Below are 26,117 nucleotides of genomic sequence, written 5' to 3' on the forward strand. Positions count from 1 at the left end.
CGGTTTCAGTTAACGAAGGCCTTCATCCAGGCTTTGAGCTCCTCGCCGAATTCGACCCGTTCCGAGGCAATCGAGATGACCGCCTTCAGGTAGCTGAGCTTGTCGCCGGTGTCATAGCGGCGGCCCTTGAAGACCACTCCGCTGACCCCGCCGCCCTCGCAGTTTGAGGTGGCCAACGTCTGCAGCGCGTCCGTGAGCTGGATTTCTCCGCCGCGGCCGGGTCCTGTTTCCTCCAGCACGTCAAACACCGCCGGGTGCAGGACGTAGCGGCCGATCACGGCAAGGTTGGAGGGCGCATCGGCGATCGAGGGTTTTTCCACCAGCCGGTTAACCCGCACATGGTCTTCGCCGTCGATGACCGAGACGTCTGCGCAGCCGTAAGCGCTGATTTCGGCGGGATCCACCTCGATCAGGGCAACCACCGAGCCGCCCGTCCGGGCCTGCACCTCGATCATGGTGCTCAGCAACTCATCGCGCTCGTCAATCAAATCATCGCCCAGCAGCACGGCGAAGGGCTCCGCGCCGATATGCTGACGGGCACACAGGACGGCGTGGCCGAGTCCCCGAGGGTCTCCCTGGCGCACATAGTAAAGCGGCCCCAGGGCGGATGCGTGCTGAACGGCCGCCAGTTTCTCCCGGTCACCCTTTAGTTCCAGGGCACGTTCCAGGCTGGGCTCCCGGTCAAAGTGGTCCTCGAGGGCGCGCTTCTGCCGGCCGGTAATCATCAGCAGGTCCGTCAGCCCGGCGCGGACGGCTTCCTCCACGACATACTGGATGGCCGGCTGGTCGACTACCGGGAGCATTTCCTTCGGCATGGCTTTGGTGGCGGGCAGAAAGCGTGTTCCCAGTCCGGCGGCAGGAATGACAGCCTTAGTTACCGGTTTCCCCAAAGTCATAACCGAACCCTACAAGGACACCTTCGAAATGAGAATGGCTTCGATAAAGAGAAGCAGCCGGGCCGGTCGCCCGGCGACAGTCGTTTTTACCCCTTGAAAACCGGCGTCCGCTTCTCCTGGAACGCCAGGAACCCCTCAGCGTAGTCCGCGGTGTTGCAGAGCCGTGCCTGCTCGGCGTTTTCCTCTGCCATGGACTCCCACAGGCCCAGCCGCTGGTCCCGGATGTGCGCCACGAGGTCCTTGCTGGCGGTGAAGGCACTGGTGGCGCCGGTGGCGGCCTTCGCCACGATGGCGCGGGTGTCCGCCAGGAGGTCAGCTGCGGGCATGGCCCGGGAGAACATTCCCTGCGCCACGGCGTCAGCACCGCTCATCAGCTCCGCCGTATAAATCAGGTCCAGCGTCCGGTGCATACCGAGGCGTTCGGTGAAGTACCAGTGGCCACCCGAATCGAGGGTGGCACCGAGGTTCGCGAACGGGGAGCCGAATTTGGCGTTCTCCGCCACGTACACCACGTCAGTGGCCAGCAGCAGGCCCAGCCCTACCCCCAGGCAGGCTCCTTGGGCTGCCGCGAAGGTGGGCGCCGGAAAGGCGGACATCTTCTTCAGAAGCGGCTGCAGCAACCCGCCGAGATAGCCCTGGACGTCATCCGTTTCCGGCGTCACGCCGGCGATGTCCCGGCCCGCGCAGAAGGCCCGTCCCTCTCCCCTCAGGAGCAGCGCACGCACCTCTCCGCGGGCGGCTGCGGCAGCGGCGTCGTCGTACGCCTGAGACAGATCCCGCAGCGCCTGCTCGTCCAGCGCGTTGAGCTTGTAGGGGGCGTTCAGGACGATCTCGGCGATGCCGTCGGCGATGGAGAGGGAAATCATGGGGCTCCTGGGGTCGGGGCGGGAGTCGGGGTTGGTCCGTTAGACGTCGAAGTCGACGGTGACTTCCGGCGTCGTGGGGTGGGATTGGCAGGTGAGCACGTAGCCCTTGTCCAGTTCGTCCTGCTCCAGCGCGTAATTCTCATCCATTGTGACGGCACCGGTGACTACCTTGGCACGGCAGGTTCCACAGACGCCGCCGGCACACGCGAACGGTACGTCCGGGCGGACGCGGAGCGCCGCGTTCAGGATGGATTCACGGGCGTGGGTCGGGCTGGCCACCTCGCCCTGGAGGCCGTCCAGCTTGAAGGTGATCTTGAACGTGGACTGGGATTCGTCCACAATCACCGGGCGGCCGGCATTGCCTTCGGGACGGTCCGGCTTACCGGTGCTGAACAGTTCGAAGCGGACCTGTTCCGGGTCGACGCCGCGCTCGGCCAGGGTATCCCGGCACAGTTGCACGAGTTCGAACGGGCCGCACAGGAACCACTCGTCGACGTCCTCGGCGTGGATGGCGGTCCCCAGCAGGGCCTGCAGCTTTTCCGCGTCGATCCGGCCGCTGAGCAGCGGGGCGATCCGCTGTTCCCGGGAGAGCACGTGGTGCAACGCGAGCCGGGCCGGGTACTTGTCCTTCAGGTCGGCGAGTTCCTCCAGGAACATCACATCCATCGCGGCCTTGTTGGCGTAGACCAGGTCAAAGCGGGTTTCGGCATGTGCGGCGAGCAGCGTGCGGGCAATCGCGATCACCGGGGTAATCCCGGAACCGGCGGCGATCGCGACGAAAGAGCCGGGCTCCCCCGCGAGCTCGCTGGCCATGTCCTCCGGATGGTTCATCGAGTTCATCAGGTTCTGCTCTTTGCCGTCCCGGCCGTGCCGGGACACAAACGCACCCATCGGGCTCATCACGTCCAGCACGTCCCCGGCCGTGAGCTCGGCGTTCGCCCAGGTGGAGAACTGCCCGCCCAGGTCCTTCTTGATCGCGACCCGGATCTCGCTGCTGCCGTCCGCAAAGCTCCTCGGCTCGGCGCAAATCGAGTAGCTGCGCCGGACTTCCTTCGGCTCGCCGGACTCATCCGGGAGGGTAGTGCGCAGGGCAACGTACTGGCCCGGGAGGTAATCGAACTGGCCCGCGAGTTCGGCCGGAACGCCGAAGGTCACCTCGATCGCATCATCGGTGAGCCGGCGGACCTCATCCACGGCCAGCGGGTGGAAGGACGCACGACGGCGGCCGGTGGCTGCGGCCGTTTCAGCGGCGGTCTGTCGGAGAACAATCATGGCGTTTCCTTAGATGACTTTGAAGTAGTCGAAGGGTTCCTTGCAGTCCTGGCAGACGTACAGCGCCTTGCAGGAGGTGGAACCGAAGCGGGTGAGTTCCTTGGTGTTCAGCGACGAACACTGCGGGCACTTGACGGCGAGGGACAACCGGACCGGGCCGGCGTGCCGGAGGGCGGCAGAGCGGCCCGACGGCGGCGCGATGCCGTACTCCTGCAGCTTGGCTTTGCCGGCCTCGCTCATCCAGTCAGTACTCCATGCCGGGGAGAGGACCATGTCGACGTTGACGCTGGGGTAGCCTTCCCGTTTGAAGGCCGCCGTGAGGTCATCGCGGATGGCGTCCATGGCGGGGCAGCCCGAGTAGGTCGGCGTGATCGTGACCTGCACGGCGGGGACCATCCCGCCGTCGTCGTAGATCCTGACCTTGCGCAGGATCCCCAGGTCCTCGATCGTCAGGACCGGGATTTCCGGGTCGCAGACCGTGGCCGCGAGTTCCCAGGCCTTCTGCTCGGGCGTCCGCGGGGCCGCAGGGCGGCCGTCGGCTGCCGTGGGGTGGCTGACGTACATGTCCATCGTGGTTACCAGCTTGCCCCGGGGTACTCGCGGGCGAGTACCTGCATCTCGGCTAAGAGGTAGCCGAGATGTTCGGAGTGCAGTCCCCGGCGTCCGCCGCCGGGGGCCGGCTGAACCGCGGGAACGTCCAGTTCGGCTGCGGCCAGGACCTCGCCGGTAAGGCGGTCGAAATCGGCGCGCAGGCTGGAGGGCTCGACGGCGGCACCGCACCCGGCCAGGCGGGCGGTGAGTTCGTCGTCGCGGAAGAGCTCGTCGACGTAGGGCCAGATGACCTTGAAGGCGTGGATCATCTTCGCGCGGGACTCGTCAGTGCCCTGGGCCAGGCGCAGCACCCACTGGGCGCTGTGGTCGCGGTGATAATCCACTTCCTTGACCGCTTTGGCGGCGATCCCGGCCAGGGTGGTGTCGGTGGAGGCGGCCAGCCGGCGGTAAAGCTCGAACTGGTAGTAGCTGACCACGAGCTGGCGGGCGATGGTGACGGCAAAGTCGCCATTCGGAAGTTCAAAGATTTCGACGGACCGGAACTCCGGCTCGCGGCGAAAGTAGGCGAGGTCATCTTCGCTTCGACCGTCTAATCCGCCGGCATAGCTGAGGAAGGACCGGGCGTGCCCCAGCTGGTCCAGGGCGATGTTGCCCAGGGCGATGTCTTCCTCAAGCTCCGGGGCGCGGGAGATCCAGTGGCCCAGCCGCTGCGCGAGGACCAGGGCGTCATCGCCCAGCCGCAGGGCGAACTCGGCGGCGTCAGCGCTCGGCTTCGCGGTTCCCTGGCTTACGGCAAGGGCGATGTCCTCCGGACGGAGGGCATTGCCGGGGGTGATCCGGGTGGCGCTGGCCGTGGCCTCGCCACTGTTGCCGGAGCCGTTGACGCCGACGGAGATGTCCCCGTGACCGGCCGTTTCCGCTGCTGCGGGTGCTGCCGCTGCGGCAGTTTCAGGTGAGGTGCTCACAGGTGCTTCACGCCCTCGCTCTTGGTGTAGTACGTCGCGTGCCGGTAGTCCTTGCCCTGGGGAGACTCGAAAAAGGAGCCCTTGGCGTCAGGATCGGACGAGGCGATCGCGTCCGCCGGGACAACCCAGATGGACACCCCCTCATTGCGGCGGGTGTAGAGGTCTCGGGCATTGCGCAGCGCCATGGCGGCGTCCGGCGCGTGCAGGGAGCCGGCGTGGACGTGGGAGAGGCCGCGGCTGGAGCGGACAAAAACCTCCCAGATGGGCCAGACGTTGCCTGCGTGCGGTTCGGGAGTTGTCATGCTGCGGATTCCTTCTCTGCTTGCTTGCGGCTCTGCTTTTCAGCGTAGGCCGCGGCGGCTTCGCGCACCCAGGTGCCGTTGTTGTGTGCTTCCCGGCGCCGTTCCAGGCGCTGGGCGTTGCAGGGGCCGCGGCCGGCGAGGATCTCGTGGAATTCATCCCAGTCCAGCGGACCGTGCTCCCATTTCTTGGTTTCTTCGTTGAAACGGATGTCCTTGTCCGGGAGGGTGAGCTCCAGGACCTTGACCTGCTCCATCATCATTCCGACGAAACGGTTGCGCAGTTCGTCGTTGCTGAAGCGCTTGATGTTCCAGGCCATGGACTGCTTGGAGTTGGGCGAGTCGTCATCCGGCGGGCCGAACATCATCAGGGCCGGGGCGTACCAGCGGTTGACCGCGTCCTGGGCCATCTGCTTCTGCGCCGGCGTGCCGTGGGAAAGTTCCAGCAGGATCTCGAAGCCCTGGCGCTGGTGGAAGGATTCTTCCTTGCAGACGCGGACCATGGCGCGGCCGTAGGGGCCGAAGGAGGCGCGGCAGAGCGGCACCTGGTTGGCGATAGCGGCGCCGTCGACCATCCAGCCGATGGCGCCCATGTCCGCCCAGGTGCGGGCGGGGTAGTTGAAGATGGAGGAGTACTTGGCTTTGCCGTCCATCAGCGCCTGGTTCATCTCATCGCGCGGCTGGCCGAGGGTCTCGGCGGCGGAGTACAGGTACAGTCCGTGGCCGGCCTCGTCCTGGACCTTGGCCATCAGGATGGCCTTGCGCTTGAGGCTGGGGGCGCGGGAGATCCAGTTGGCTTCCGGCTGCATGCCGATGATCTCCGAGTGCGCGTGCTGAGAAATCTGGCGAAGCAGGGTCTTGCGGTATGCCGGGGGCATCCAGTCGCGGGGCTCGATCCGCGAATCGTCAGCCATGACTTTGTCGAAGTATGCCTGGCCTTCAGCGTCACGCCGGGCCACATCTTCGAGGCTCTGTTCGTGCCGTGCCGCTGTTGGCTCTCCGGGCACTGACTGCAGGGTCTGCGCTGCCATGGTTGCTCCTATGCATTTTCCGATAAATAATTACCGACCGTTCGTTCAGGATATGCGGAAGGCCGGAGATGCGTCAAGCACTGGAGCTCCACCACGACTGCAGGAAAACCCAAGTTCCGGAGCGTACCGTCTGCACCATCGACTGCAGCGAGGTCTCCCGGCGCTCTCCGCCGGACGCTGCACCGAACTCAGGAGACTCTAATGTCGAATCACGGGGAAGTGGATCGGAAGGAATCGTCAGGAAACGGAACGCCGCCGGGGGCGGCGCGCCGCGACCGGGCGGCCAGGACAGTTCACGGCAAACGCGGCCGCCGGATCCTGCTGGGCGTGCTGCTGGCCCTTGTGCTCGCGGTCCCCGGTTCGATGGGAGCCTACGTCTTTTCGATGGCCCAGATTTTCGCATCCCAGACCCGGGAGATCAAAAACGCGTTCCCGGCGGAGGCCGTCCGGGTCCGGGCCCAGGCGGTGCCGGCCGGCTCCGCGAAACCCATAAATATCCTGGTGATGGGCAGCGACAGCCGCGATGCTTCCGGCGGCGCGGCTGCCGAGGCGGTGGCCGGAGCACCCTCGAACCAACGCTCCGACACGCTGATGCTGGTTCATATCCCGGCTGACCGCGCCCATATCTACAGCATTTCGATCATGCGCGACCTCTGGACGACTATCCCCGGGCACGGCGAAGCCAAGATCAATGCCGCCCTGGCCTTCGGCGGCGTCCCCCTGGTGGTGCAGACAGTGGAATCCTTGCTGCAGCAGCGGATCGATCAAGTGGTACGGATTGACTTTGAAGGATTCCAGGGACTCGTCGACGCCATTGGCGGGGTCACCGTGGACGTCAAGGTGCCGTTCACCGGGACGAGGGCCAAGAGCGAATATGTCTTTAATGCGGGCGCGAACACCCTCGATGGCGCCCGAGCCCTGGCTTTTGTCCGCGAGCGTTATGCCTTCGCCGACGGCGACTACCAGCGGGTCCGCAACCAGCAGTTGCTCCTGGCCGCCGTCATCGGCAAAACCCTGGACGCCGGCACCGTCCAACGCCCGCTCACCCTCGAACACGCGCTTAGCGCCGTCGCCCCCTTCGTGAGCGTGGCGCCTGCCCTGGACCTGGTCGAAGCCGGCCGCCTGGCCGTCAGCCTCCGGGACGTCCACCGCCAGGACATCGCCATGTTTACCCTGCCCACGGCCGGGACCGGCACGTCGGCAGACGGGCAGTCCATTGTCCTGCCTGATCCGTCCGCCATCGAGGAGATCAAGGCCGCCCTCAGCAACGATAGACTCGGAGACTATGTTGCTGCCCAAGGCCTCGGAGCCGGAAACTAGCGATGGTTCGCCGTCGTTACCCATTCGGATCCTTACCGTGTGCACCGGCAACATCTGCCGGTCCCCCGTTGCCGAACGCCTGCTCCAAACCGGACTGAACCAGGTGCAGCCCGGGGCTTTTGAGGTGCGGAGCGCTGGAACTCGGGCCATGGCGGGCGATCCGATCCAGCCGCTGTCCCAAGACATCATCACAAGCTACGGCGGCACGCCGGACGGGTTCGCGGCCCGTCAGCTGACACCGGAGATCCTGCGGCAAGCAGATCTGGTGCTGGCGATGTCGGCACAGCACCGCGGCGAAGTCATCCATCTGGACGCCGCCCTGCTAAAGCGCACCTTCACCATCCGCGAATTTGCCCGGATGCTCGAAGCGCTTGAGGACCGTGGCATCCCTGTCCCGGCAGGCGACACAGCCGCGTTCTGGCGTGATCTCCCGGCCCGCGCGGCCGCTGTCCGGCATCTCGCGCAGGCCCCGGAACCGGCCGACAATGACGTGGTGGACCCCTACCGGCGCGGGCCGGAAATCTACCGCCAAATGGAGGATGAACTTTCCCCGGCCATCCGCACCATCCTGCGGTTCGCCCGGCAGCACGGCTGAACCCGGCAGCCCACGGCTGAACCCGGTGCCGTCGGTTGCTCCCGGTCGATCGCTTACGGTGGTAGTGTCCGGCCATGGGAACGGAGCCGGAACCGGCAGAAGCAGCCAAAGCCACGGCACCGGGCGTGGCGCATCGGCGCCGGACAGTTATCATCGCCCTCATTGCCGGCCTGGCGGTCCTCGCCGTCGCGGCGCTGCTCCTGAACATGCCCCGCACCGAAACCGCAGCCCCGGTGCAAACGTCCCCGGCAGCGCAGCAATCGCCCGCCGCCAGCCCAACCCCGACGCCGGATCCGCCGCCCGCCGCGCTGAACATCCTGCTGATCGGCAGCGACAGCCGGGTGAACGAGCGGGCCATCGCGGCCTCCGGCGCCGCCTCGGACCAGCGCGGTGACGCGCTGGTCTTTATCCATCTCCCGGCCGACCGGCAAAGTGTCTACGGCATCTCCATCATGCGCGACCTCTGGGTCGATATCCCGGGCTACGGGGCAGCAAAGATCAACGCCGGACTCGAACTGGGCGGGGTGCCGCTGATGACACAGACGGTGGAATCCCTGCTGGGCCAGCGCGTGGACCACAGCCTTATGCTGGATTTCCAGGGTTTCGCGGCCCTGACGGACGCCCTCGGCGGCGTCGACGTCGACATCAAGCAGCCCTTCACCGGCACCATCGACGACTTCGTGGACTTTCCGGCGGGTGTGAACAGACTGAACGGACCGCAGGCCCTGGCCTTTGTCCGCGAGCGCCATGCCTTCGCCGACGGCGACTACCAGAGGGTCCGGAACCAGCAGACGTTCCTGAAGGCCGTGCTGGACAAAATGGCGGCCGAAGGCGGGCTCTCGGACGCCAACACCGTGAAGCAACTCGTGGCGACGGTCCTCCCGCACATCACCGTCGACCCGGGACTCACGCTGGAAACGCTGGAGCGGCTCGCCTCCAGCCTGCGAAGCACGGCACCAGGCAACGGTGTGTTCTTTACCCTGCCCACCGCCGGCGTTGGAACCAGCAGTGACGGCCAATCCATCGTCCTGCAGGACCCCGCTGCCACGGCCGCCGTCTCGGCAGCACTGACCTCCGGGACCCTGCCCGGGTACATTGCCGCCAACAATCTTCAGAACGGGAACTGAGGCACCCGCAGCAGTGACAGTGCTGCCGGACGGTAGATTGGAGCCATGACCACGACTCCGGCGCAGCCGTCCCCGCAAGCCCCCGTTGCCAAAAAAGTCCCCGCCGTCCGCACCCGCCACGGCGATGCCTTCGAGGACAACTACGAGTGGCTGCGAAACAAGGAATCCACCGAGGTCGTGGAACTGCTCCAGGCTGAGAACGATTACCAGGAGGCCATGACTGCCCACCAGGAACCGCTGCGCGCGGCCATCTTCGCCGAGATCAAGGGCCGCACCCAGGAGACGGACCTCTCCGTCCCCAACCGCAAGGACGGCTGGTGGTATTACACCCGTTCGGTGGAGGGCCAGGAATACGGCATCCAGTGCCGGGTACGGGCCCAGGACACCGGGGACCGCGTCGCTGACTGGACTCCCCCCGCCGTCGAGGTCGGCGTCGACATTCCGGGCGAGGAAGTCCTGCTGGACGGCAACGCCGAAGCAGCGGGCCAGCCGTTCTTCGCCGTCGGCGGGGCCGCAGTGACCCTTGACGGGAATCTCTACGCCTACGCGGTGGACAACGCCGGGGACGAGCGGTTCACGCTGCGCATCAAGGACCTGCAAACCGGGGAGCTGCTCCCCGATCTGATCGAGAACATCTTCTACGGCATTTCCTTCTCCCCCGACGGTACCCGGATCTTCTACACCGTGACAGATGATTCCTGGCGGCCGTACCAGGTGAAGTCGCATGTGCTCGGCACGCCCGTCACATCGGACAAAGTCATCTACCAGGAGGACGACGTCGCCATGTGGCTGGGCTTCGAGCTCTCCGCCGACCGGCGCCATCTGGTGCTGGGTATCGGCTGCTCAGAGTTCAGCGAAACCCGGCTGCTGCGCTTCGACGCACCCGAGGCCGGGCTCAGCACGGTAATCTCCCGGGACGAACGCATCCTCTACGAGGCCGAACCCTTCCTGCTGGCCGGTGCCGAAACCATCCTGCTCACCCACAACCGGGACGCCATCAATTCCATGGTCTCGCTGGTGGATCCGGCCGAACTTGCCAAGCCGCTCGCCGAGCAGGCCTGGACCACCGTCGTCGAGCACTCCGACGAGGTGCGGGTCAACGGTGCCGGCGTCACGTCCACGCACCTGGTGGTCTCCGTCCGCAAGGACACGATCGAGCGGGTGCAGGTACTGCCGCTGGCCGGGCTCGGAACGCCGGAGCAGGGCGCGGCGGTGGAACCCGGCTTCGAGGAAGAGCTCTACACCGCGGGGGTTGCCGGTTCGGACTACGAGGCCCCCGTCATCCGGATGGGCTACACCTCCTATTTCACGCCGTCCCGGGTCTACGACTTTGTCCTGCCCACCGCGGAACAGCCCGCAGGCGTACTCCTGCTGCGCAAGGAAAGCCCGGTCCTGGGCGGCTACAACGCCGCGGACTACGTTGCCACCCGCGAATGGGCGGTGGCTGCGGACGGGACCAGGATCCCGCTGTCAGTGCTGCGCCATGCCGCCGTGCAGCAGGATTCGACGGCGGCAGGCCTGGTCTACGGCTACGGCTCCTACGAGATGAGCATGGACCCCGGCTTCGGCATCCCCCGGCTCTCCCTGTTGGACCGGGGCATCGTCTTTGTAATCGCGCACGTCCGCGGCGGCGGGGAACTGGGCCGGCACTGGTATGACGACGGCAAGAAGCTGCAGAAAAAGAACACCTTCACGGACTTCATCGCGGCCACTGACTGGCTGGCAGCGTCCGGCTGGGTGGACCCGGCACGGATCGCGGCGATGGGGGGCTCCGCCGGCGGCCTGCTGATGGGCGCCATCGCCAACCTGGCGCCGGAGAAGTACGCTGCGATCGTCGCGGCCGTTCCGTTCGTGGACGCCTTGACTACCATCCTGGACCCGGAGCTGCCGCTCTCCGCACTGGAATGGGAGGAATGGGGCAACCCGATCACGGACCCCGAAGTCTACGCGTACATGAAGTCCTACACCCCCTACGAAAATGTCCGTGCGGTGGACTATCCCAAGATCGCGGCGGTCACCTCGTTTAATGACACGCGGGTGCTCTACGTGGAACCCGCGAAATGGGTGCAGCGGCTGCGCGAACTGAACACCGGCAGCGAGCCGATCGTGATGAAGATCGAGATGGAGGGCGGCCACGGCGGAGCGTCGGGCCGCTACGTGCAGTGGAAGGAACGCGCCTGGGACTACGCCTTCGTTGCCGACTCCCTGGCCGCCACGAAGCTCCTCCCGGGCGCCGGACTGAAATAGCCCGACCGGCGCTCCTGGTCCCAAAATTTCATCATCATGCTTACTATTGACCTGCACAAGGCACGTTGGTGGAGACACTGCTCACTGGGGGCAGCGGAAACGGTGCCGGAACTAGGGAGTCAATCGTGAGTACTGACCGAGCAATGAGCGGCCTGTCCGAAGAGGAACTGATGGCCGAGGGCGCCACCGCCCTGCCCGACAAGGAAGTGGCGTCCGTCCTGGACCTGAATGCCGACCTGAACCTGGGTATTGAAGCAGCCGCGCCGATCGACCTCGCCGTTGCGGCCAATGCCAACGTGGCGGCACCGATCGATGCCGCCGCCTCGGCGAACATCCTCTCCTTTGGTTCGGAGTCGCAGGCCCTTTCCGACCAGGGCGTCATCATCAACCAAGGCATCGTCGCAGACGCAAACGCCACGTCCGTCCAGGACAGCGGCATCGACCAGGCCACCGATTCCGGTGCACCTGCCGCCGATGCGCCCGCCGACGGAACGGCCGCGGCGGCCGACGCCGGGGGCTTGCTCTCCGACGGAAGCACCGCGCCGGTCAGCGGTGCTGTGGACGGCGTCGTGGACGGCGCCACGGGCGTGCTTCCGGACGGCACCGTTCCGGACGGCGCTCTTCCCGATGTTGGGGCGCTGCCGACTGACGCCGCCGGCGCCCTCAACGGCAACCTCCTCAACGTCAACGTCAACCTTGACGCCAACGCCGGAATCACCGCGCCGATCAACGGCGCGGTTGCTGCGAACGCCAACGTTGCCGCTCCGATTGACGCCGCCGTGGCCGCCAACATCGGTTCGATCGACAGCAACGCGTACGCTGTATCGCAGCAGGACGCGATCATCACCCAGAACATCGAGGGCGAGGCGACGGCGTCGGCCGATCAGCAGTCGAACATCCAGCAGTAACAGCCATATGACTATCTTGCATGGCGGGCCGTCCGCACAGGGCGGCCCGCCGGCCCCCGCTACGGCCGGCACCGTACCGCCGCCCGCTCTTGCCGACGGCGTCCAGCTGATCGGCGAGACGAAGGGCTCCGGCTACAAGAAGGCCCCGTCCCTTGTCCGACGATCCGACGGACAAACGATCCAGCTGACGCGCCTGCTCTACCTGGTGCTGGAGGCCGTGGACGGGCGGCGCAGCCTTGAAGAGATAGCTCAGCATGCCGGCAAAGCCTCCGGGAAGCCGGTCAGTGCCGGCAACATCCGGACCCTGATCGATACCCAGCTCCTCCCGCTGGGCCTCCTGCGGCTGGCCGACGGTTCACAGCCCGAAGTCAAGAAGTCCACCCCGCTCCTTGGCATGCGGTTCCGGTACTCCGTCACGGATCCGGAGCGCACGCGGAAACTCACCTCGCCGTTTGCCGCGCTGTTCAACCCGCTGATCGTGGTGGCCGTGACCGCCGCCTTCCTCGCCACCTGCTGGTGGGTACTGATGGTCAAGGGGCTCGCCTCGGCAACCCACGAGGCCTTCGCCAATCCTGGCCTAGTGCTGCTGATCCTGCTGGTCACGGTGCTCTCAGCCGGCTTCCACGAATTCGGCCACGCTGCCGCCGCCCGGCGCGGCGGCGCCACGCCGGGGGCCATGGGCACCGGCTTGTACCTGCTGTGGCCGGCGTTCTACACCGACGTCACCGATTCCTACCGGCTGGGCCGCGCCGGCCGGATCCGCACGGACCTGGGCGGCCTGTACTTCAACGCGATCGTGGCCGTGGCCATCATGGCTGTCTGGTGGGCCACCGGCTTCGACGCGCTGCTGCTGGTGGTGGCCACTCAGATCCTGCAGATGGTCCGGCAGTTGCTGCCCATGGTCCGCTTCGACGGGTACCACATCCTCGCCGACGCCACCGGGGTGCCGGACCTGTTCCAGCGGATCAAGCCGACCCTGTTGGCCTTGATTCCCTGGCGCAAAACAGATCCCGAAGCGCAGCTCCTCAAGCCCTGGGCACGGGCCGTCGTCACCGTGTGGGTGCTCGTCACTGTTCCCCTGCTGGCCTTCAGCCTGGTCACCATGGTCGTCACCCTGCCGCGGATCCTCGGCACCGCCTGGGACAACGGCTGGAAGCAGCAGGCCATGCTCTCCCAGAGCGCCGCTGCCGGGGACTTTGCCGACGCTGCCGTGCGCGTGCTGGCGATCATCTGCATTGCCCTGCCCGTCTTGGCCATCTTCTACATCCTGCTGCGCCTGGTCCGGCAAGTCGTCACCGGCCTCTGGCAGCGGACCCGCGGCAAGGCTTTGCAACGCGGAACGGCGATCGCCGCGATTGCGGCCCTCACTGCCGGCCTGGCGTGGGCCTGGTGGCCCGGCGCCGAGAGCTACCGCCCGGTCCAGCCCTACGAACGCGGCACCCTGGCCGACGCCACCACCGCAATCTTCCCTGCAGACTCGGACAGGGGGATGAAGCAGGGGCAGGCCGGCCGGACGGTGGCGCTCTGGCCCCAGGGGGCCCGCAAGCCCACCCGCGAGGAACCGCAGCTGAGCATGGTGCTGCTGCCCCGGTACACCCCTGCCCCGACCGCCGGAACCGGCACACCGACGTCGGCCCCGCCCTGGGTGTTCCCCTTCGCCCAGCCGGAGACGCCCGCGGAGGGCGGCAACCAGTCGCTCGCGGTCAACACTACCGACGGCTCCGTCACCTACGACGTGGCTTTCGCTCTCGTCTGGGCTGAGGGCGGGGATGACGTCCGGAACCGAAACGAGGCTTACGCCTTCGCGAGCTGCACGGACTGCGCCGCCGTCGCGGTCGGGTTCCAAGTGATACTGATCGTGGGGCAGGCCGATGTGATCGTCCCCGAAAACCTTTCGGCCGCTGCCAACTACGACTGCCTCAGGTGCCTCACCTACGCCCTGGCCAGCCAGCTGGTCCTCACCCTGGACGGTCCGCTGAGCTCGGACAGCATGTCCAGGCTGCAGGCGCTGTGGCAGCAGATCGCGGAGTACGGCCGGAACCTGCAGAACGTCCCGCTCTCCGAGATCCAGGGGAAGCTGGAGGGGTTCAAGGAACAGATCATTGAGCTCGTCCGGACCGACCCCAGTGCGGCCCCAGGCGGCGCAGGCATCCCGACCACGTCGCCGGCTGCCTCACCGGGAGCCACGCAGTCCCCGTCGCCCGAGGCCACGGTGCCGTCGTCGCCGGGTGTAACGGTCGCTCCCACGCCTAATCCCACGCTGGCGCCCGCTCCCACGTCCGACCCCGACCCCGACCCCAGCCAGTCTGCTGCCCCTACGGCCCCGGTCCCCGCGCCGAGTCCCGGCGGGGAGACGGCCCCGGCCCCTGCGGCGACCACGGACCCGCCCGCCCCGTAGGCCGCCCGGGCCGGGGCGCAGGTGGGCATGTGGACTCGTGGGGTCGTGGGCTAAATCGTCGGTCGCGTAAGCACGCCGCCGGAGATGGCCGCTACGGTAACATCCGTAGCGGCCACCCCCGCCTTATTCGTTGAGTCCTAAGCCGGCCGCAGGGACATCCACTCGTCCGCGAGGATGGCGAAGACGACTTCCGTGGCCCACTGCCCCTTGTAGTGCCACTTGTCCAGCTGCGTAGCTTCCAGCCGCATGCCGAGCCGTTCGCACAGCGCAGCGGAGGCCGCGTTGAGGGCATCAAGCTTGGCATTGATCCGGTGGAAGCCGAGCTCCTCGAAACCAAGCCTCAGCAGCGCCTGTGCCGCTTCGGTTGCGATGCCTTTGCCCCGTGCCGCCGGGGCGAGGCTCCAGCCGATCTCCGCCTGACCGCGGCCCGGCAACCACTTCAGCACCACCTCGCCGAGCAAACCGGGCGAGTCCGCAGCCTCGATGGCCAGGCAGATCCAGTCGCCCTCCTGCTCGAAGACGAAATTGGCGTATTTGCCCACGGACTCCATGGACTTGGTGTAGCTCTTCGCCTCCCCCGGCAGGAACCTGGCGGTTTCGGGCAGCGAATGGTAGGCGTGGTACGCAGCCAGGTCCCCGGCCCGGAAGCGGCGCAGGACCAGCCGTTCGGTGCGCAGGGGCAGATTCAGTTCCGTCATGGCCCCAAGGCTACCCGCCCAACTGACTCGCAGTTACGGCCGTTATGGGCGCCCAAAACGGCCCCTGCTGCGAGTCAGTTGGGAGGTCACCGAGCAGGCGACGAGGAGGAGACGACGGCGGCCGTAGCCTCCGCGATGGCACGCTCCTCATCGGTGGGAACTACCAGTACGGGAATGGCCGAGGACGTCGAGGAGATGACCCGGGGCTCCCGGGAGCGTTCGCCGTTCACGCCGGCGTCGAGCTGAACGCCCAGGGCGCCCAGCCGCTCCGCCACCAGGGCGCGGAACTGATGCGAGTTTTCCCCAATCCCGGCCGTGAACACCAGAGCCTTCGCCCCGCCGACGGCCACGTGGTAGCCGCCGATGTACTTGGCAAGCCGGTAGGAGGCGACGGCGAGGGCCATGGCGGCTTTGGCGTCCCCGGCCCCGGCGGCCTCCACCACGGAACGCATGTCGTTGTTGCCGGCCAGGCCCTTGAGCCCGGACTGCCGGTTGAGCATGGCGTCCAGATCCTCCGGGGACCACCCGGCCCGGCCCAGGAAGACCAGGATGGAGGGGTCCAGGTCACCGGAGCGGGTACCCATCACCAGCCCCTCCAGCGGCGTGAAGCCCATGGAGGTGTCAATGGACTGTCCGCCGCGGATCGCCGCGACCGAGGCGCCGTTGCCCAGATGCGCAATGACGGCGTCGAACTCCTCGGACGGGATGTCCAGCAGCGCCGCGGCCCGGTGCGCTACGTATTCGTGCGAGGTGCCGTGGAAGCCGTAGCGGCGGATTCCATGGTTGCTGTAGAGCTCGTCCGGCACCGCGTAGCGCCAAGCGTACTCCGGAAGGGTGCGGTGGAACGCGGTGTCGAACACTGCCACCTGCGGTATGTCCGGCCATTTCTTCGCGATCGCGCGGATGCCGAGCACGTTCGCCGGGTTGTGCAGCGGAGCCAGCGGATTAAGCCGCTCGATGGCGCGGATGATTTCGTTGGTAACCAGGACCGGCTCGGCGAAGCGTTCCCCGCCGTGCACCACCCGGTGCCCGACGGCGTCGAGCGCCCGGCCGCCGAGGGCCGCGTGGATCTTCGCATCCACACGCTCCAGTGCCTCCGCGTGGTCCCGGGGGCCTTCGATCCGGCCGTCGCCCCCGCCGCCGTTGCCCATCCCGATCTCCTCGACGAGTCCTTCGGCAAGCACACTGCCGGCATCGACGTCGCGCACCTGGTACTTCAGCGACGACGAGCCGGAGTTGATAACGAGCACGAGCATGGGGCCTCCTACGCCTTGGCTGCTGGGCTGACCCCGAAGGGCGCGCCGGGACGGGCATCACGCCGGAGCCTGTCGGAGCGCTCCTGGAAACCACTATAAATTGCCCGGCCGGCCATCCGTTGCGAAGAGCCGCGGCGGCGGTTTAGAGTCGGCGGACCACCTGGACGACTCCTGAAGGGATTTCCATGACTGAGAACGCAACCCCTAACGACAGCGCCGAACCGGACAGCGGGTCCGGCACGCCGGATCCCACCGGGGTGGAGGGCGCGAACCCGGCCCTCGACGACACCGGGAAGCTTAAGGCCGCCGAAGTCGGGAAAGCCGCCGAGGCCCCCGAAAACCTGGCGGACCTGGATCTCACGCCTACGGGCCTGGCCGACGCACCTGCCGAGCAGGAAGATCCTGACAGCCCGGCAAATCCGGAAAACAGCTGACTACGCATGGGCAGCCGCGGGGATCGGCTGCGCGGCGGGCTCCACGGACTGCGCCTGGATGGCCGTGATGGCCACCGTGTTTACGATGTCCTCCACGGTGCAGCCGCGGGACAGGTCGTTCACCGGCTTCCGGAGTCCCTGCAGCACTGGCCCGACGGCGACCGCCCCGGAAGACTGCTGCACCGCCTTGTAGGTGTTGTTACCGGTGTTCAGGTCCGGGAAGATGAACACGGTGGCCTGCCCCGCGACGGACGAACCGGGCATTTTGGAGTGCGCGATCGCGGCGTCCACGGCCGCGTCGTACTGGATGGGACCTTCCACGGCGAGGTCCGGGCGGCGGGACTTCACAAGTTCGGTGGCCTGCCGGACTTTGTCCACCGCCTCGCCGGTGCCGGAGCCACCGGTGGAGTAGGAGAGCATGGCCACCCGCGGCTCCACCCCAAACTGGGCTGCGGTCTCGGCTGAGGCCAGTGCGATGTCCGCCAACTGCTCCGCGTTCGGGTCCGGATTGACTGCACAGTCGCCGTAGACCAGGACCCGGTCCGGCATCAGCATCAGGAACACCGAGGAAACGATTTTGACGCCCTCGCGGGTCTTGACGAACTCCAGGGCGGGACGGATGGTGTGGGCTGTGGTGTGCGCGGCACCGGACACCATGCCGTCGACCACACCCAGCTGCACCATCATGGTCCCGAAGTAGCTGCCGTCCAGCATCGCCTCCAGGGCACGGGCGAGGTCCACACCCTTGTGGGCACGCAACTGCGCGTACTCCTGGGCAAACTGCTGGCGCAACGCCGAGGTCGCGGGGTCCACGATGCTTATGCCGGAGAGGTCGATCCCCTGGGTGGACGCCAACTCCCGCACGTCCGACTCGTTGCCCAAAATCGTGAGGTCGCAGACATCGCGCCGGTGCAGGATCTCGGCCGCACGCAGGATCCGCACATCGTTCCCCTCCGGCAGGACAATGTGCCGGCGCTGCAGCCGGGCCCGTTCGATGAGGTCGTGCAGGAACCGCAGCGGCGTCATTCGCTCCGGCCGGGGCAGGTGCAGCCGTTCCAGCAATTCAGCCTCATCCACCCGTTTGGACCACAGGCCCAGGGCGGAGGCTACCTTGCGGCGGTGGCCCGACCAGATCTCGCTGCGCACCTCGGACACCCGCTTTGCGGTGACGTAGGTGTCGTCCGGGGCCGCAAAGATCGGGAACGGTGCCTGCGCCAGCAACGAGTAGATGGTGGGCTCGGGAGACAGCCCGCCGGTCAGGATCAGCGCGGACGGAACCGGGAACTCCGGGGAGAACGACGAAGCGAGGCACGCGACCAGCACGTCGGCGCGGTCACCGGGAACGATCACCAGGGCGCCGTCGTCGAGCACGTGCAGGAAGTTGGCGACGTTCATGGCCGCCACCTTGACCGAGTGCACGTCGCGTTCCAGGTCCGGCCGTCCGGCTACCTGGCCCAGGCCAAGGGCTGCGGCAACCTCGCCGGTTGTGGGCCTGGCGATTGATTCCAGCTCGGGCAGGACGTACACGGGCCGGCCCGAGGCGCCGGGGCGGACGGCGGCCGCAATGCCGTCCAGGTCCTCCGGGTCGGCCCGGTTCACCATGATCGCCAGGAGCGAGCAGCGTTCGGCAAGGAGTTCCTTCCGGGCAACCTCGACGGCGTCGGCCGCCTCCGCAATGGTCCTGCCTTTAGCCCCCACCACGGCGACGACGGCGGCGGCGAGGTTGTTGGCGAGGCGGGCGTTGAGGTCGAATTCGACGGCGGCGTCCTGGCCGGTGAGATCCGTCCCCTCCACGATCACAACGTCGCAGTTCCGCGAGATGTCGGCGAAAATCTCAACGCAGCGGGCGTCGATCTCCGCACGGTTGCCCTCGGCCAGCAGCGCGCGGACTTCGGCGTACGTCAGGCCGCCGCGGCAGCGCTGGTCGTCCAGATCGAACCGGGCCTTCATCAGCGCCACCATCGGGTCCGACGCGGCGTCGTTGCCGTGAACCACCGGCTTGAAGAAGCCGATGCGGTCAGCATGGCGGTGCAGCGTGTCCGCCAGTCCCAGCGCTACGAGCGACTTCCCGGAACCCGGCGTGGTCGCGCTGACGTATATCCCCTTGGCCATGATCCGCCCTTTGCTGTGAAGTGGTGCTGCATCCCTCCCAGCCTACTTTCTTCCGGCGCGGTACCCGTTTTCGGGCCGCGGGTTCCAGGCGCGGGCTCCCGGCGGATTTTGCCGGAGTTTGACTGTTCTGCGGCCGCTGCCAACCGCTTCACACGCCCGCCCGCTCTTGACAGGAGGCACCCGGATGGGATTACCTAATGAACATTCGGTAAATAAAGCTGGAGGCAATGACGCATGGCTGAACTGACGATTTCCGGCGACACCCACCCCATCCTTAAAGACGACTACGCCTCAGAGTGGATGGGCATAGAAGTTGTGGCACTGGACGACGGACACGCCACGATCCGCATGACGCTCCGGCAGGAAATGCTGAATGGATTCGGCATGGCCCACGGCGGAATGATCTTCGCCTTCGGTGACACGGCCTTCGCGCTGGCCTGCAACCCGGCCAGCCCGGAACCAGGTGAAGCCGGAATCGACACCGGCACCATCACCGTGGCCTCCGGCGTCGATATCAACTTCCTCAAGCCAGCCTTCCGCGGCCAGGTGCTGACCGCCGTCGCCAACCGCCGCGCCAGCACCGGACGCAGCGGCCTCTATGACATCCAGATCTACGCCGTCGATCCGGGCGCGGGCGCGCCTTCGGCCCCGCAGCCGGCACCCGCCGGCCCGGCACCCGCCGCCACGGTCCCGGGCAGGCTCCCCGCCGACATCCCCCCGGGCGAACTCGTCGCTGAGTTCCGCGGCCGCAGCCGCACCATCTCCAAGAAATAGAAACAGGGAACCCCAAGATGACCCAAGAAACCGTCGCCCCCACCAGTGATGCCGTCCTGGACCGCGAAGAAACCATTTCCCGGGACGAGCTTGAGGCATTGCAGCTCAGCCGCCTGCAGCACACGGTGGCCTACGCCTACGACCGCGTCCCCCTGTACAAGCGCAAGTTCGACGAGGCCGGCGTCCACCCCTCGGATCTCCGCGAGCTCTCCGACCTGGGCAAGTTCCCGTTCACCACAAAGGAGGACCTCCGCCTGGAGTACCCCTTCGGCATGTTCGCCGTGCCCCAGCACGAGGTGGCCCGGATCCACGCCAGTTCCGGCACCACCGGCCGCGCCACAGTCGTCGGCTACACCAAGAAGGACCTCGCCGACTGGGCAAAGCTCGTGGCCCGCTCGCTCCGAGCCTCCGGCGTCCGCCCCGGCATGAAGGTCCACAACGCCTACGGCTACGGCCTTTTTACCGGCGGCATGGGGGCCCACGCCGGCGCCGAGGCCCTCGGCTGCACGGTGATCCCGATCTCGGGGGGCCAGACCGAACGCCAGATCACCCTCATCCAGGACTTCAAGCCCGACGCCATCCTCGCCACTCCGACGTACCTGTTGACCATCGCCGACGCCATGATGAAACAGGGCATCGACCCGGCCTCCACCTCGCTCAAATTCGCCGTGCTGGGGGCCGAGCCGTGGACCGAGGAAATGCGCCACGAGCTCGAAGTCACCATGAACATCAAGGCCTGCGACATCTACGGGCTCTCCGAGGTCATGGGGCCCGGTGTTGCCGGCGAGGCCGTGGAAACCCAGGACGGCAGCCACATCTGGGAGGACCACTTCCGCCCCGAAATCGTCGACGCCTTCGATCCCACTGTGGTCCTGGGCGACGGGGAACACGGCGAGCTGGTCTTCACCTCGCTCACCAAGGAAGCGTTGCCGATCATCCGGTACCGCACCAAGGACCTCACCCGCCTGCTGCCGGGCACCGCCCGACCTGCGCACCGCCGGATGGGCCGCATCACCGGCCGCAGCGATGACATGATCATCCTGCGCGGCGTGAATCTGTTCCCCTCCCAAATCGAGGAGATCGCGCTGCGGATCCCGGAGTTGAGCCCGCATTTCCAGCTCGAACTCACCCGGCCCGAGGGCCAGCGGATGGACCAGCTGACCGTCCGGATCGAACGGCGCGAGTCCGTCACGATCGAGGGTGTTGCCTCGGCGTCCAAGGCCCTGCAGCAACAGATCAAGATCCACGTCGGGTCTTCCTGCGCCGTCGACGTCGTCGAGCCCGGCTCCCTGGAACGGTCCAACGGCAAGCTCCGCCGGATCTACGACCTGCGGCCCAAGGCCTGACCACAGCACGCCCAGCCCGCCGGCCCGCCCGTTAAAGGCTGACCGGCGGGCAGGCTGATCTTCCGATCGTGAGAAACTAGCGACTATGCCCACAACAGCAACCAGCACCAAACGCGGCCGTCCCGGCTATGACCAGCAGTCAGTGCTGATGATCGCCGTCGATGTCTTTAACCGCCATGGCTACGATGCCACCTCAATGGGCATCCTTGCTGAAAACCTGGGCATCTCCAAGTCCGCGATTTACCACCACGTGCCGTCCAAAGGCGAGCTTTTGAAGCTGGCGCTGGATCACGCCCTGGGCGGCCTGGAAGCCATCCTGGACCAGCCGAAAGCGCAGTCCGGCACCGCCGAAGCCCGGCTGGAATTCGTCCTGCGCGAAACCATTTCGGTGCTAGTGGAGCGGCTTCCGTTCGTCACCCTGCTGCTGCGCCTGCGCGGCAACACCGAGATTGAGCGCAACGCGATGGAACGCCGGCGCACGTTCGACCACAAGGTGGCGGCCCTGATCTCCGCGGCCCGAGACGAGGGATCGCTGCGCCAGGACATCGACCCCCGCACCGTCACCCGGCTGCTCTTCGGCACGATCAACTCCATTGTCGAGTGGTACAAACCCGGCGGTTCCCTCTCACCGGAAAAACTGGCTGACGACGTCATCACGATGGCCTTCAACGGCCTCCAGGCTCCCCGCTAGCCCGGGTTCCACGGACGCCGGCGGAAGCTATTGACCGGGCCCGGCGCCGGGGCCACGCTGGGAGGATGGCCACCAAACTATCCCGCGTGCTGATGGGAACTTTCCCCCAACTGCGCTACGAACCCACTGCCAAGAGGATCCGCGCGATCATCGACCAGGCTGCCGTCGTCGACACGCGGCAGGCCTGGCTGATCTGGGAACCGCGGCGGATCACCCCGATCTATGCCGTGCCGGAGCAGGACCTGCTGTGCGGACTCGCCGCGCCGGCGCTGCCCGCGGCCGTTGCAGAGGAGCACCCTTTCGCCGTGCGGCAGGGCGAAGCCCCGACTTCCCTTGACCCCGGTACAGCGTTTGGCAATCACAGCTGCGCCGGCGAGGAACTCGACGTTATGACGGCCGCTGCTACCTTGCCCAGGGCCGCTTTCCGGCCCGCGGACCCGGACCTGGCCGGTTACGTGCTACTCGATTTCGCGGCCTTCGACTGGCTCGAGGACGACGAGGAGATCATTGGCCACCCGCGCGATCCGTTCCACCGCGTTGACATCCGCGCCTCATCCGCGGAGGTGCAGGTGGCGCTCGACGGCGCGACCTTGGCCGAAACGAATGGCGCGCAACTGCTCTACGAAACAATGCTCCCAGTGCGGTATTACATTCCGCCGGCGGACGTACGGCTGGAGCTGCTGCGGGAGAGCACCAAGCGGAGCGTCTGCCCTTACAAGGGCCAGGCCAGCTACTGGAGCTACCCGGACTCCGCGCACGGCCGGGATATTGCATGGAGCTATGACGGGCGGTTCCGGGATGCCGCCCAGATCCACGGCCTCATCTGCTTCTTTAACGAACGGATCGATCTGAGGGTCAACGGTGTGCTCCAGCCCCGCCCGGTGTCGCCGTGGTCCCGCCCGGACGGTCCGGACGCCCGTTGACGGACGGGGCACAAAATAGCGTCCCGGCGGGCCGGGACGCTATTTTGTGGGATCCTGCACGTCAAAGCTGGTAGTCAGCCGCCGTCGTGATGTTCTCGTGGACGCAAAGGATATTGTGCTCCGTATCCAGGAACCAGGCGCACCTTTCCGAATCGGTTGTACAGATGTGATTGTCGGTCTTGAGCTCCGGCAGGTCGTAGTCCTGGAATTGGACGCCCTTGGCTTCCATCTCCTGGACGGTCCGCTCGATCCCGGAGACTTCAAAACTCAGGGTCGTGTGCTCGGAATGTTTTCCGTCCCCGACGGCCATCAACTGCAGCAGGGGGCCGCCGTCGCTGCCAAAGAGATCGCTTCCGTCGCCTGTCACTCCACGGTGCGGCAGGCCCAGGGTGTCCGCATAAAAGCGGTGGGCGCGCTGTGCATCATCGACTGGCAGGATTGTTGTGGCTTTGTTGAGAATTAAAGTCATTTCGCCACCTCCTACACGGAATATTTTACGCCGGCGCCGGGCGGAAAGAGCCTGTCAATCGCGCCCCAACCCCCAGACGCTCCCTCAGCTATGGCCGCAATACACCCGATGCTCCCTCAGCGAAGTGAGGGAGCGTCGGAGCCGGCACCGCAGGACGTGAGGGAGCGTCGGGGCCTGCACCGCAGGAAGTGAGGGAGCGTCGGAGCCGGCACCGCAGGACGTGAGGGAGCGTCGGAAGGGCTACTTCTCCACGAGGGTGAGGACGTCGTAGGTGGCCACGATTTCGTCGTTCTGGTTGGTCAGGACGGCGTCCCAGGCCACCTCGCCGTAGCCGTCGGTCTCGCGCGGCGTGATCTTCTTGGCGGTCAGGGTGACCCGGATCGAATCGCCCGCCGCCACCGGGGTGATAAAGCGCAGGCTTTCCAGGCCATAGTTGGCCAGCACGGGTCCCGGCGCGGGCTCCACGAACAGCCCGGCGCCCCATGCCAGCAGCAGGTAGCCGTGCGCCACGATGCCCGGGAAGAACGGGTTGGCCGCCGCTGCTTCCTCGTTGGTGTGGGCGTAGAAGGTGTCCCCGGTGGAGTTGGCGAACTTGGTGATTTCATCCAGAGTCACTTCGCGCAGCCCGGAGCGGATCGCGTCACCGATGTGCAGGGTGCTCAGGTGCTTGCGGAACGGGTGCTGGCCTTCGGTCTCGAGCGTGAAGTTCCGGTCCGCGCCGGTGTGCCAGACGCCCGTGACGGCGGTCAGCATGTTCGGTGAACCCTGGATGGCGGTGCGCTGCATGTGGTGAAGGACCGAGCGGATGCCGCCGAGCTCCTCGCCGCCGCCGGCCCGGCCCGGGCCGCCGTGGACCAGGTGCGGGACCGGCGAACCGTGGCCGGTGGAACTGCGGGCGTCCTCACGGTTGAGCATGTGCACCCGGCCGTGGTGGGCGGCGATGCCGGTGACGAGTTCGCGGGCAACCCCGGGGTCGTTGGTGCAAACGGAGGCTACGAGCGAGCCGCCGCCGCGGGCGGCTAGGCGGACGGCGTCGGCCAGGTCCGTGTAGCCAATCACGGACGATACCGGGCCGAAGGCTTCCAGCGAGTGGACCGCTTCGGCTTCCGGGTCCGCCCAGCTCAGCAGCACGGGGGACATAAAGGCGCCATCGGCGACGACGCCGACTGTGCCGTCAGCGCTGGTGACCTTCGGCGAATCGAGCGTGCCGTAGGCGAGTTCGCCGCCGGCATCGAGCATTGACTGGACCGCTGCCCGCACATCGTCGAGCTGCTCCAGGGACGCCAGGGCGCCCATGGTCACGCCGTCCGCGCGCGGGTCGCCGAGGATCACACGTTCGGTGATCCGCTGCCCGACGGCGGCAACGACGTCCTGGACCAGCGCCTGCGGCACGATGGCCCGGCGGATCGATGTGCACTTCTGGCCGGCCTTGGCCGTCATCTCGGTAACAAGCGACTTGATGTAGGCATCGAATTCCGGCGTGCCCTTGACGGCATCCGGGCCCAGGATGGCTGCGTTCAGGGAATCGGTTTCCGAGGTGAAGCGGACTCCGCCCTTGACCACGTTGGTGTGGGACTTAAGCGTGTTTGCGGTGGAGGCGGAGCCGGTGAAGGCCACAATGTCGCGGTAGTCGAGGTGGTCCAGAATGGTGCGGACCGAGCCGGAAACCAGCTGCAGCGAGCCCTTGGGCAGGATGCCGGAATCGATGATGGCCTTGACCACCGCGGCGGTGACGTAACCGGTCGGGGTGGCGGGCTTAACGATCGTGGGCACGCCGGCGATGAAGGCCGGGGCAAGTTTCTCGAGCATCCCCCACACCGGAAAGTTGAAGGCGTTGATCTGCACGGCGACGCCGGGAATGCGGGTGTAGATGTGCTCGCCGGCGAAGGAACCGTCCCTGGACAGCACCTCCATGGGCCCGTCCACGATCACTTGGGAGTTGGGAAGTTCGCGCCGGCCCTTGGAACCGAAGGTGAACAGCACGCCGATGCCGCCGTCGATGTCGACCATCGAGTCGGTCTTGGTGGCGCCGGTCTGGGCCGAGAGCGCATAGAATTCCTCGCGGCGACCGTTCAGGTACTGCGCGAGTTCCTTGAGCTTGAGCGCGCGCTGGTGGAAGGTCAGTTTGCCGAGTTCCGCCTGGCCGGTGGTGCGCCCGTAGTCCACGACGGCGGCGAGGTCGAGTCCATCGGTGCTCACCTTGGCGAGGAGTTCACCGGTGCTGGCGTCCAGGACGGACGCGGCGCCGGCCGCGGAGCCGGCGTCGGGGGTCCACCAGGAATCCCGGACGAAGCTGGGAACGATCCCGACAGTGTCTACTGTGGGTTCCGGAGCAGTTGCAGTGGTGGTCATCGTTGACGGGTCCTTCCAACAGGGGCAAGATCAACACGGCCAGCATTACTGACCGTCCGTTCGGTAATATGTCCACAGTACATGAATGAGGCCTGCCGCACACTAGCTGCGGCGGCACATACCGGCCTGAGCCCTGGGCTTTCCGGCCAAAGAGGAGACGTTATGACCCCCGAGCCCCGGAATACCGAGCTATGGAAGATCACCCTCGGGGAACTCGACGAAAAAATGGGTGTGAAGATCGTCGAGGAATCCGTCCAGCGGGTGGTGGCCACCATGCCGGTGGAGGGCAACCGGCAGTCCTTCGGGCTGCTGCACGGCGGCGCTTCGCTGGCTGTGGGCGAAGCGGTGGGCTCCTGGGCTGCCGTCATCCACGCAAGCACGCTCGGCAAGACCGCCGTTGGCGTGGACGTCTCGGCAACGCACCACAAGTCTGCCCGCGAGGGAATCATCACCATCACCGCCACCCCCATCCACCTGGGCGGCACCGTCACCACCCACGAGGTGCTGATCACCAACGCGGCCGGCGAGCGGCTTTGTACCCTGCGGATCACCAACCTGCTGCTGGACCGCAGGGGCTAAGCGGGCC

The 26,117-nt window shown here is 66.7% G+C and carries 24 protein-coding genes; 12 read left to right on the forward strand and 12 right to left on the reverse strand.

Annotated features, from left to right (window positions below; translation table 11 throughout):
- Positions 1-5 precede the first annotated feature (5 nt).
- From galU to paaA, 7 genes are all read right to left on the reverse strand, one after another.
- Positions 6-896: a UTP--glucose-1-phosphate uridylyltransferase GalU gene (galU, locus tag QI450_RS13400; protein ID WP_226775730.1), complete on the reverse strand. Its 891-nt coding sequence runs from the start codon at positions 894-896 to the stop codon at positions 6-8.
- Between the two features lie 86 nt (positions 897-982).
- The gene (locus QI450_RS13405) at positions 983-1,762 is read right to left on the reverse strand and encodes an enoyl-CoA hydratase/isomerase family protein (RefSeq protein ID WP_226775731.1); all 780 of its coding nucleotides are present in this window, start codon (positions 1,760-1,762) and stop codon (positions 983-985) included.
- Between the two features lie 39 nt (positions 1,763-1,801).
- On the reverse strand, positions 1,802-3,034 hold the full coding sequence (gene paaE / locus QI450_RS13410; RefSeq protein WP_226773531.1) for a 1,2-phenylacetyl-CoA epoxidase subunit PaaE: 1,233 nt from the start codon (positions 3,032-3,034) through the stop codon (positions 1,802-1,804).
- A 9-nt stretch (positions 3,035-3,043) separates the two neighbouring features.
- The gene (gene paaD, locus QI450_RS13415; protein ID WP_226773539.1) at positions 3,044-3,598 is read right to left on the reverse strand and encodes a 1,2-phenylacetyl-CoA epoxidase subunit PaaD; all 555 of its coding nucleotides are present in this window, start codon (positions 3,596-3,598) and stop codon (positions 3,044-3,046) included.
- Positions 3,599-3,609: 11 nt separating this feature from the next.
- Positions 3,610-4,551: a 1,2-phenylacetyl-CoA epoxidase subunit PaaC gene (gene paaC, locus QI450_RS13420; protein ID WP_226773532.1), complete on the reverse strand. Its 942-nt coding sequence runs from the start codon at positions 4,549-4,551 to the stop codon at positions 3,610-3,612.
- On the reverse strand, positions 4,548-4,853 hold the full coding sequence (paaB, locus tag QI450_RS13425) for a 1,2-phenylacetyl-CoA epoxidase subunit PaaB (RefSeq protein WP_024367847.1): 306 nt from the start codon (positions 4,851-4,853) through the stop codon (positions 4,548-4,550). Before paaB ends, paaC begins: the two co-directional genes overlap by 4 nt.
- Positions 4,850-5,881 carry a 1,2-phenylacetyl-CoA epoxidase subunit PaaA gene (gene paaA / locus QI450_RS13430; protein ID WP_226773533.1) on the reverse strand — a complete coding sequence of 344 codons (1,032 nt, stop codon included), beginning with the start codon at positions 5,879-5,881 and terminating at the stop codon, positions 4,850-4,852. The genes paaB and paaA overlap by 4 nt, the downstream gene beginning before the upstream one ends.
- 201 nt (positions 5,882-6,082) lie before the next feature.
- Between paaA and QI450_RS13435 the strand changes: the two genes are divergently transcribed.
- The 6 genes from QI450_RS13435 to QI450_RS13460 all read left to right on the forward strand — a co-directional run bounded on the left by QI450_RS13435 (position 6,083) and on the right by QI450_RS13460 (position 14,476).
- Complete coding sequence (locus tag QI450_RS13435; RefSeq protein WP_226773534.1) at positions 6,083-7,201, forward strand: LCP family protein; 1,119 nt, start codon at positions 6,083-6,085, stop codon at positions 7,199-7,201.
- Positions 7,167-7,796 (forward strand): low molecular weight phosphatase family protein, encoded by a 630-nt coding sequence (locus tag QI450_RS13440; protein WP_226773535.1) that lies wholly within the window; start codon positions 7,167-7,169, stop codon positions 7,794-7,796. Before QI450_RS13435 ends, QI450_RS13440 begins: the two co-directional genes overlap by 35 nt.
- 74 nt (positions 7,797-7,870) lie before the next feature.
- Entirely contained in the window at positions 7,871-8,923 is a 1,053-nt protein-coding gene (locus tag QI450_RS13445) for an LCP family protein (RefSeq protein ID WP_226773536.1), read from the forward strand.
- A 45-nt stretch (positions 8,924-8,968) separates the two neighbouring features.
- Entirely contained in the window at positions 8,969-11,170 is a 2,202-nt protein-coding gene (locus QI450_RS13450; RefSeq protein WP_226773537.1) for a S9 family peptidase, read from the forward strand.
- A gap of 125 nt (positions 11,171-11,295) precedes the next feature.
- Complete coding sequence (locus tag QI450_RS13455) at positions 11,296-12,078, forward strand: peptidoglycan-binding protein (RefSeq protein ID WP_309485669.1); 783 nt, start codon at positions 11,296-11,298, stop codon at positions 12,076-12,078.
- Between the two features lie 7 nt (positions 12,079-12,085).
- Entirely contained in the window at positions 12,086-14,476 is a 2,391-nt protein-coding gene (locus QI450_RS13460; RefSeq protein ID WP_282468029.1) for a hypothetical protein, read from the forward strand.
- Between the two features lie 137 nt (positions 14,477-14,613).
- Here the strand turns inward: QI450_RS13460 and QI450_RS13465 are convergent, their stop codons facing one another.
- Positions 14,614-15,174 carry a GNAT family protein gene (locus QI450_RS13465; RefSeq protein WP_226773144.1) on the reverse strand — a complete coding sequence of 187 codons (561 nt, stop codon included), beginning with the start codon at positions 15,172-15,174 and terminating at the stop codon, positions 14,614-14,616.
- Between the two features lie 86 nt (positions 15,175-15,260).
- On the reverse strand, positions 15,261-16,430 hold the full coding sequence (locus QI450_RS13470; protein WP_226773143.1) for an acetate kinase: 1,170 nt from the start codon (positions 16,428-16,430) through the stop codon (positions 15,261-15,263).
- A 185-nt stretch (positions 16,431-16,615) separates the two neighbouring features.
- Here QI450_RS13470 and QI450_RS13475 point away from each other — a divergent pair, with 185 nt between their 5' ends.
- Positions 16,616-16,864 (forward strand): hypothetical protein, encoded by a 249-nt coding sequence (locus tag QI450_RS13475; RefSeq protein WP_226773142.1) that lies wholly within the window; start codon positions 16,616-16,618, stop codon positions 16,862-16,864.
- Here the strand turns inward: QI450_RS13475 and pta are convergent, their stop codons facing one another.
- Positions 16,865-18,976, reverse strand: coding sequence for a phosphate acetyltransferase (gene pta, locus QI450_RS13480; RefSeq protein ID WP_226773141.1), 2,112 nt, complete (start codon positions 18,974-18,976; stop codon positions 16,865-16,867).
- A gap of 234 nt (positions 18,977-19,210) precedes the next feature.
- On the opposite strand from pta, the gene QI450_RS13485 reads away from it, so the two are divergent.
- The 4 genes from QI450_RS13485 (at position 19,211) to QI450_RS13500 (ending at position 22,710) form a co-directional block, all read left to right on the forward strand.
- Positions 19,211-19,750 carry a hotdog fold thioesterase gene (locus QI450_RS13485; protein ID WP_226773140.1) on the forward strand — a complete coding sequence of 180 codons (540 nt, stop codon included), beginning with the start codon at positions 19,211-19,213 and terminating at the stop codon, positions 19,748-19,750.
- Positions 19,751-19,767: 17 nt separating this feature from the next.
- Positions 19,768-21,096, forward strand: a complete 1,329-nt coding sequence (paaK, locus tag QI450_RS13490) for a phenylacetate--CoA ligase PaaK (protein ID WP_226773139.1) — start codon at positions 19,768-19,770, stop codon at positions 21,094-21,096.
- An 85-nt stretch (positions 21,097-21,181) separates the two neighbouring features.
- Positions 21,182-21,787 carry a TetR/AcrR family transcriptional regulator gene (locus QI450_RS13495; RefSeq protein WP_226773138.1) on the forward strand — a complete coding sequence of 202 codons (606 nt, stop codon included), beginning with the start codon at positions 21,182-21,184 and terminating at the stop codon, positions 21,785-21,787.
- Positions 21,788-21,852: 65 nt separating this feature from the next.
- Positions 21,853-22,710, forward strand: a complete 858-nt coding sequence (locus tag QI450_RS13500) for a DUF427 domain-containing protein (RefSeq protein ID WP_226773137.1) — start codon at positions 21,853-21,855, stop codon at positions 22,708-22,710.
- A gap of 61 nt (positions 22,711-22,771) precedes the next feature.
- On the opposite strand, the gene QI450_RS13505 is transcribed toward QI450_RS13500, so the two are convergent.
- Positions 22,772-23,179 carry a VOC family protein gene (locus QI450_RS13505; protein WP_226773136.1) on the reverse strand — a complete coding sequence of 136 codons (408 nt, stop codon included), beginning with the start codon at positions 23,177-23,179 and terminating at the stop codon, positions 22,772-22,774.
- Between the two features lie 240 nt (positions 23,180-23,419).
- Positions 23,420-25,531 carry a phenylacetic acid degradation bifunctional protein PaaZ gene (paaZ, locus tag QI450_RS13510; RefSeq protein ID WP_226773135.1) on the reverse strand — a complete coding sequence of 704 codons (2,112 nt, stop codon included), beginning with the start codon at positions 25,529-25,531 and terminating at the stop codon, positions 23,420-23,422.
- A gap of 162 nt (positions 25,532-25,693) precedes the next feature.
- Here paaZ and QI450_RS13515 point away from each other — a divergent pair, with 162 nt between their 5' ends.
- Positions 25,694-26,110 (forward strand): PaaI family thioesterase, encoded by a 417-nt coding sequence (locus tag QI450_RS13515; protein WP_226773134.1) that lies wholly within the window; start codon positions 25,694-25,696, stop codon positions 26,108-26,110.
- Positions 26,111-26,117 lie beyond the last annotated feature (7 nt).

Source organism: Arthrobacter sp. EM1, from assembly GCF_029964055.1.
GTDB lineage: Bacteria > Actinomycetota > Actinomycetes > Actinomycetales > Micrococcaceae > Arthrobacter.

Excerpts from the sequence above, each read along its gene's own strand:
- galU (WP_226775730.1), bottom strand. The coding sequence starts at position 896 with ATGACTTTGGGGAAACCGGTAACTAAGGCTGTCATTCCTGCCGCCGGA.
- QI450_RS13405 (WP_226775731.1), bottom strand. The coding sequence starts at position 1,762 with ATGATTTCCCTCTCCATCGCCGACGGCATCGCCGAGATCGTCCTGAAC.
- paaE (WP_226773531.1), bottom strand. The coding sequence starts at position 3,034 with ATGATTGTTCTCCGACAGACCGCCGCTGAAACGGCCGCAGCCACCGGC.
- paaD (WP_226773539.1), bottom strand. The coding sequence starts at position 3,598 with ATGTACGTCAGCCACCCCACGGCAGCCGACGGCCGCCCTGCGGCCCCG.
- paaB (WP_024367847.1), bottom strand. The coding sequence starts at position 4,853 with ATGACAACTCCCGAACCGCACGCAGGCAACGTCTGGCCCATCTGGGAG.
- paaA (WP_226773533.1), bottom strand. The coding sequence starts at position 5,881 with ATGGCAGCGCAGACCCTGCAGTCAGTGCCCGGAGAGCCAACAGCGGCA.
- QI450_RS13435 (WP_226773534.1), top strand. The coding sequence starts at position 6,083 with ATGTCGAATCACGGGGAAGTGGATCGGAAGGAATCGTCAGGAAACGGA.
- QI450_RS13440 (WP_226773535.1), top strand. The coding sequence starts at position 7,167 with ATGTTGCTGCCCAAGGCCTCGGAGCCGGAAACTAGCGATGGTTCGCCG.
- QI450_RS13445 (WP_226773536.1), top strand. The coding sequence starts at position 7,871 with ATGGGAACGGAGCCGGAACCGGCAGAAGCAGCCAAAGCCACGGCACCG.
- QI450_RS13450 (WP_226773537.1), top strand. The coding sequence starts at position 8,969 with ATGACCACGACTCCGGCGCAGCCGTCCCCGCAAGCCCCCGTTGCCAAA.
- QI450_RS13460 (WP_282468029.1), top strand. The coding sequence starts at position 12,086 with ATGACTATCTTGCATGGCGGGCCGTCCGCACAGGGCGGCCCGCCGGCC.
- QI450_RS13465 (WP_226773144.1), bottom strand. The coding sequence starts at position 15,174 with ATGACGGAACTGAATCTGCCCCTGCGCACCGAACGGCTGGTCCTGCGC.
- QI450_RS13470 (WP_226773143.1), bottom strand. The coding sequence starts at position 16,430 with ATGCTCGTGCTCGTTATCAACTCCGGCTCGTCGTCGCTGAAGTACCAG.
- QI450_RS13475 (WP_226773142.1), top strand. The coding sequence starts at position 16,616 with ATGACTGAGAACGCAACCCCTAACGACAGCGCCGAACCGGACAGCGGG.
- pta (WP_226773141.1), bottom strand. The coding sequence starts at position 18,976 with ATGGCCAAGGGGATATACGTCAGCGCGACCACGCCGGGTTCCGGGAAG.
- QI450_RS13485 (WP_226773140.1), top strand. The coding sequence starts at position 19,211 with ATGGCTGAACTGACGATTTCCGGCGACACCCACCCCATCCTTAAAGAC.
- paaK (WP_226773139.1), top strand. The coding sequence starts at position 19,768 with ATGACCCAAGAAACCGTCGCCCCCACCAGTGATGCCGTCCTGGACCGC.
- QI450_RS13495 (WP_226773138.1), top strand. The coding sequence starts at position 21,182 with ATGCCCACAACAGCAACCAGCACCAAACGCGGCCGTCCCGGCTATGAC.
- QI450_RS13500 (WP_226773137.1), top strand. The coding sequence starts at position 21,853 with ATGGCCACCAAACTATCCCGCGTGCTGATGGGAACTTTCCCCCAACTG.
- QI450_RS13505 (WP_226773136.1), bottom strand. The coding sequence starts at position 23,179 with ATGACTTTAATTCTCAACAAAGCCACAACAATCCTGCCAGTCGATGAT.
- paaZ (WP_226773135.1), bottom strand. The coding sequence starts at position 25,531 with ATGACCACCACTGCAACTGCTCCGGAACCCACAGTAGACACTGTCGGG.
- QI450_RS13515 (WP_226773134.1), top strand. The coding sequence starts at position 25,694 with ATGACCCCCGAGCCCCGGAATACCGAGCTATGGAAGATCACCCTCGGG.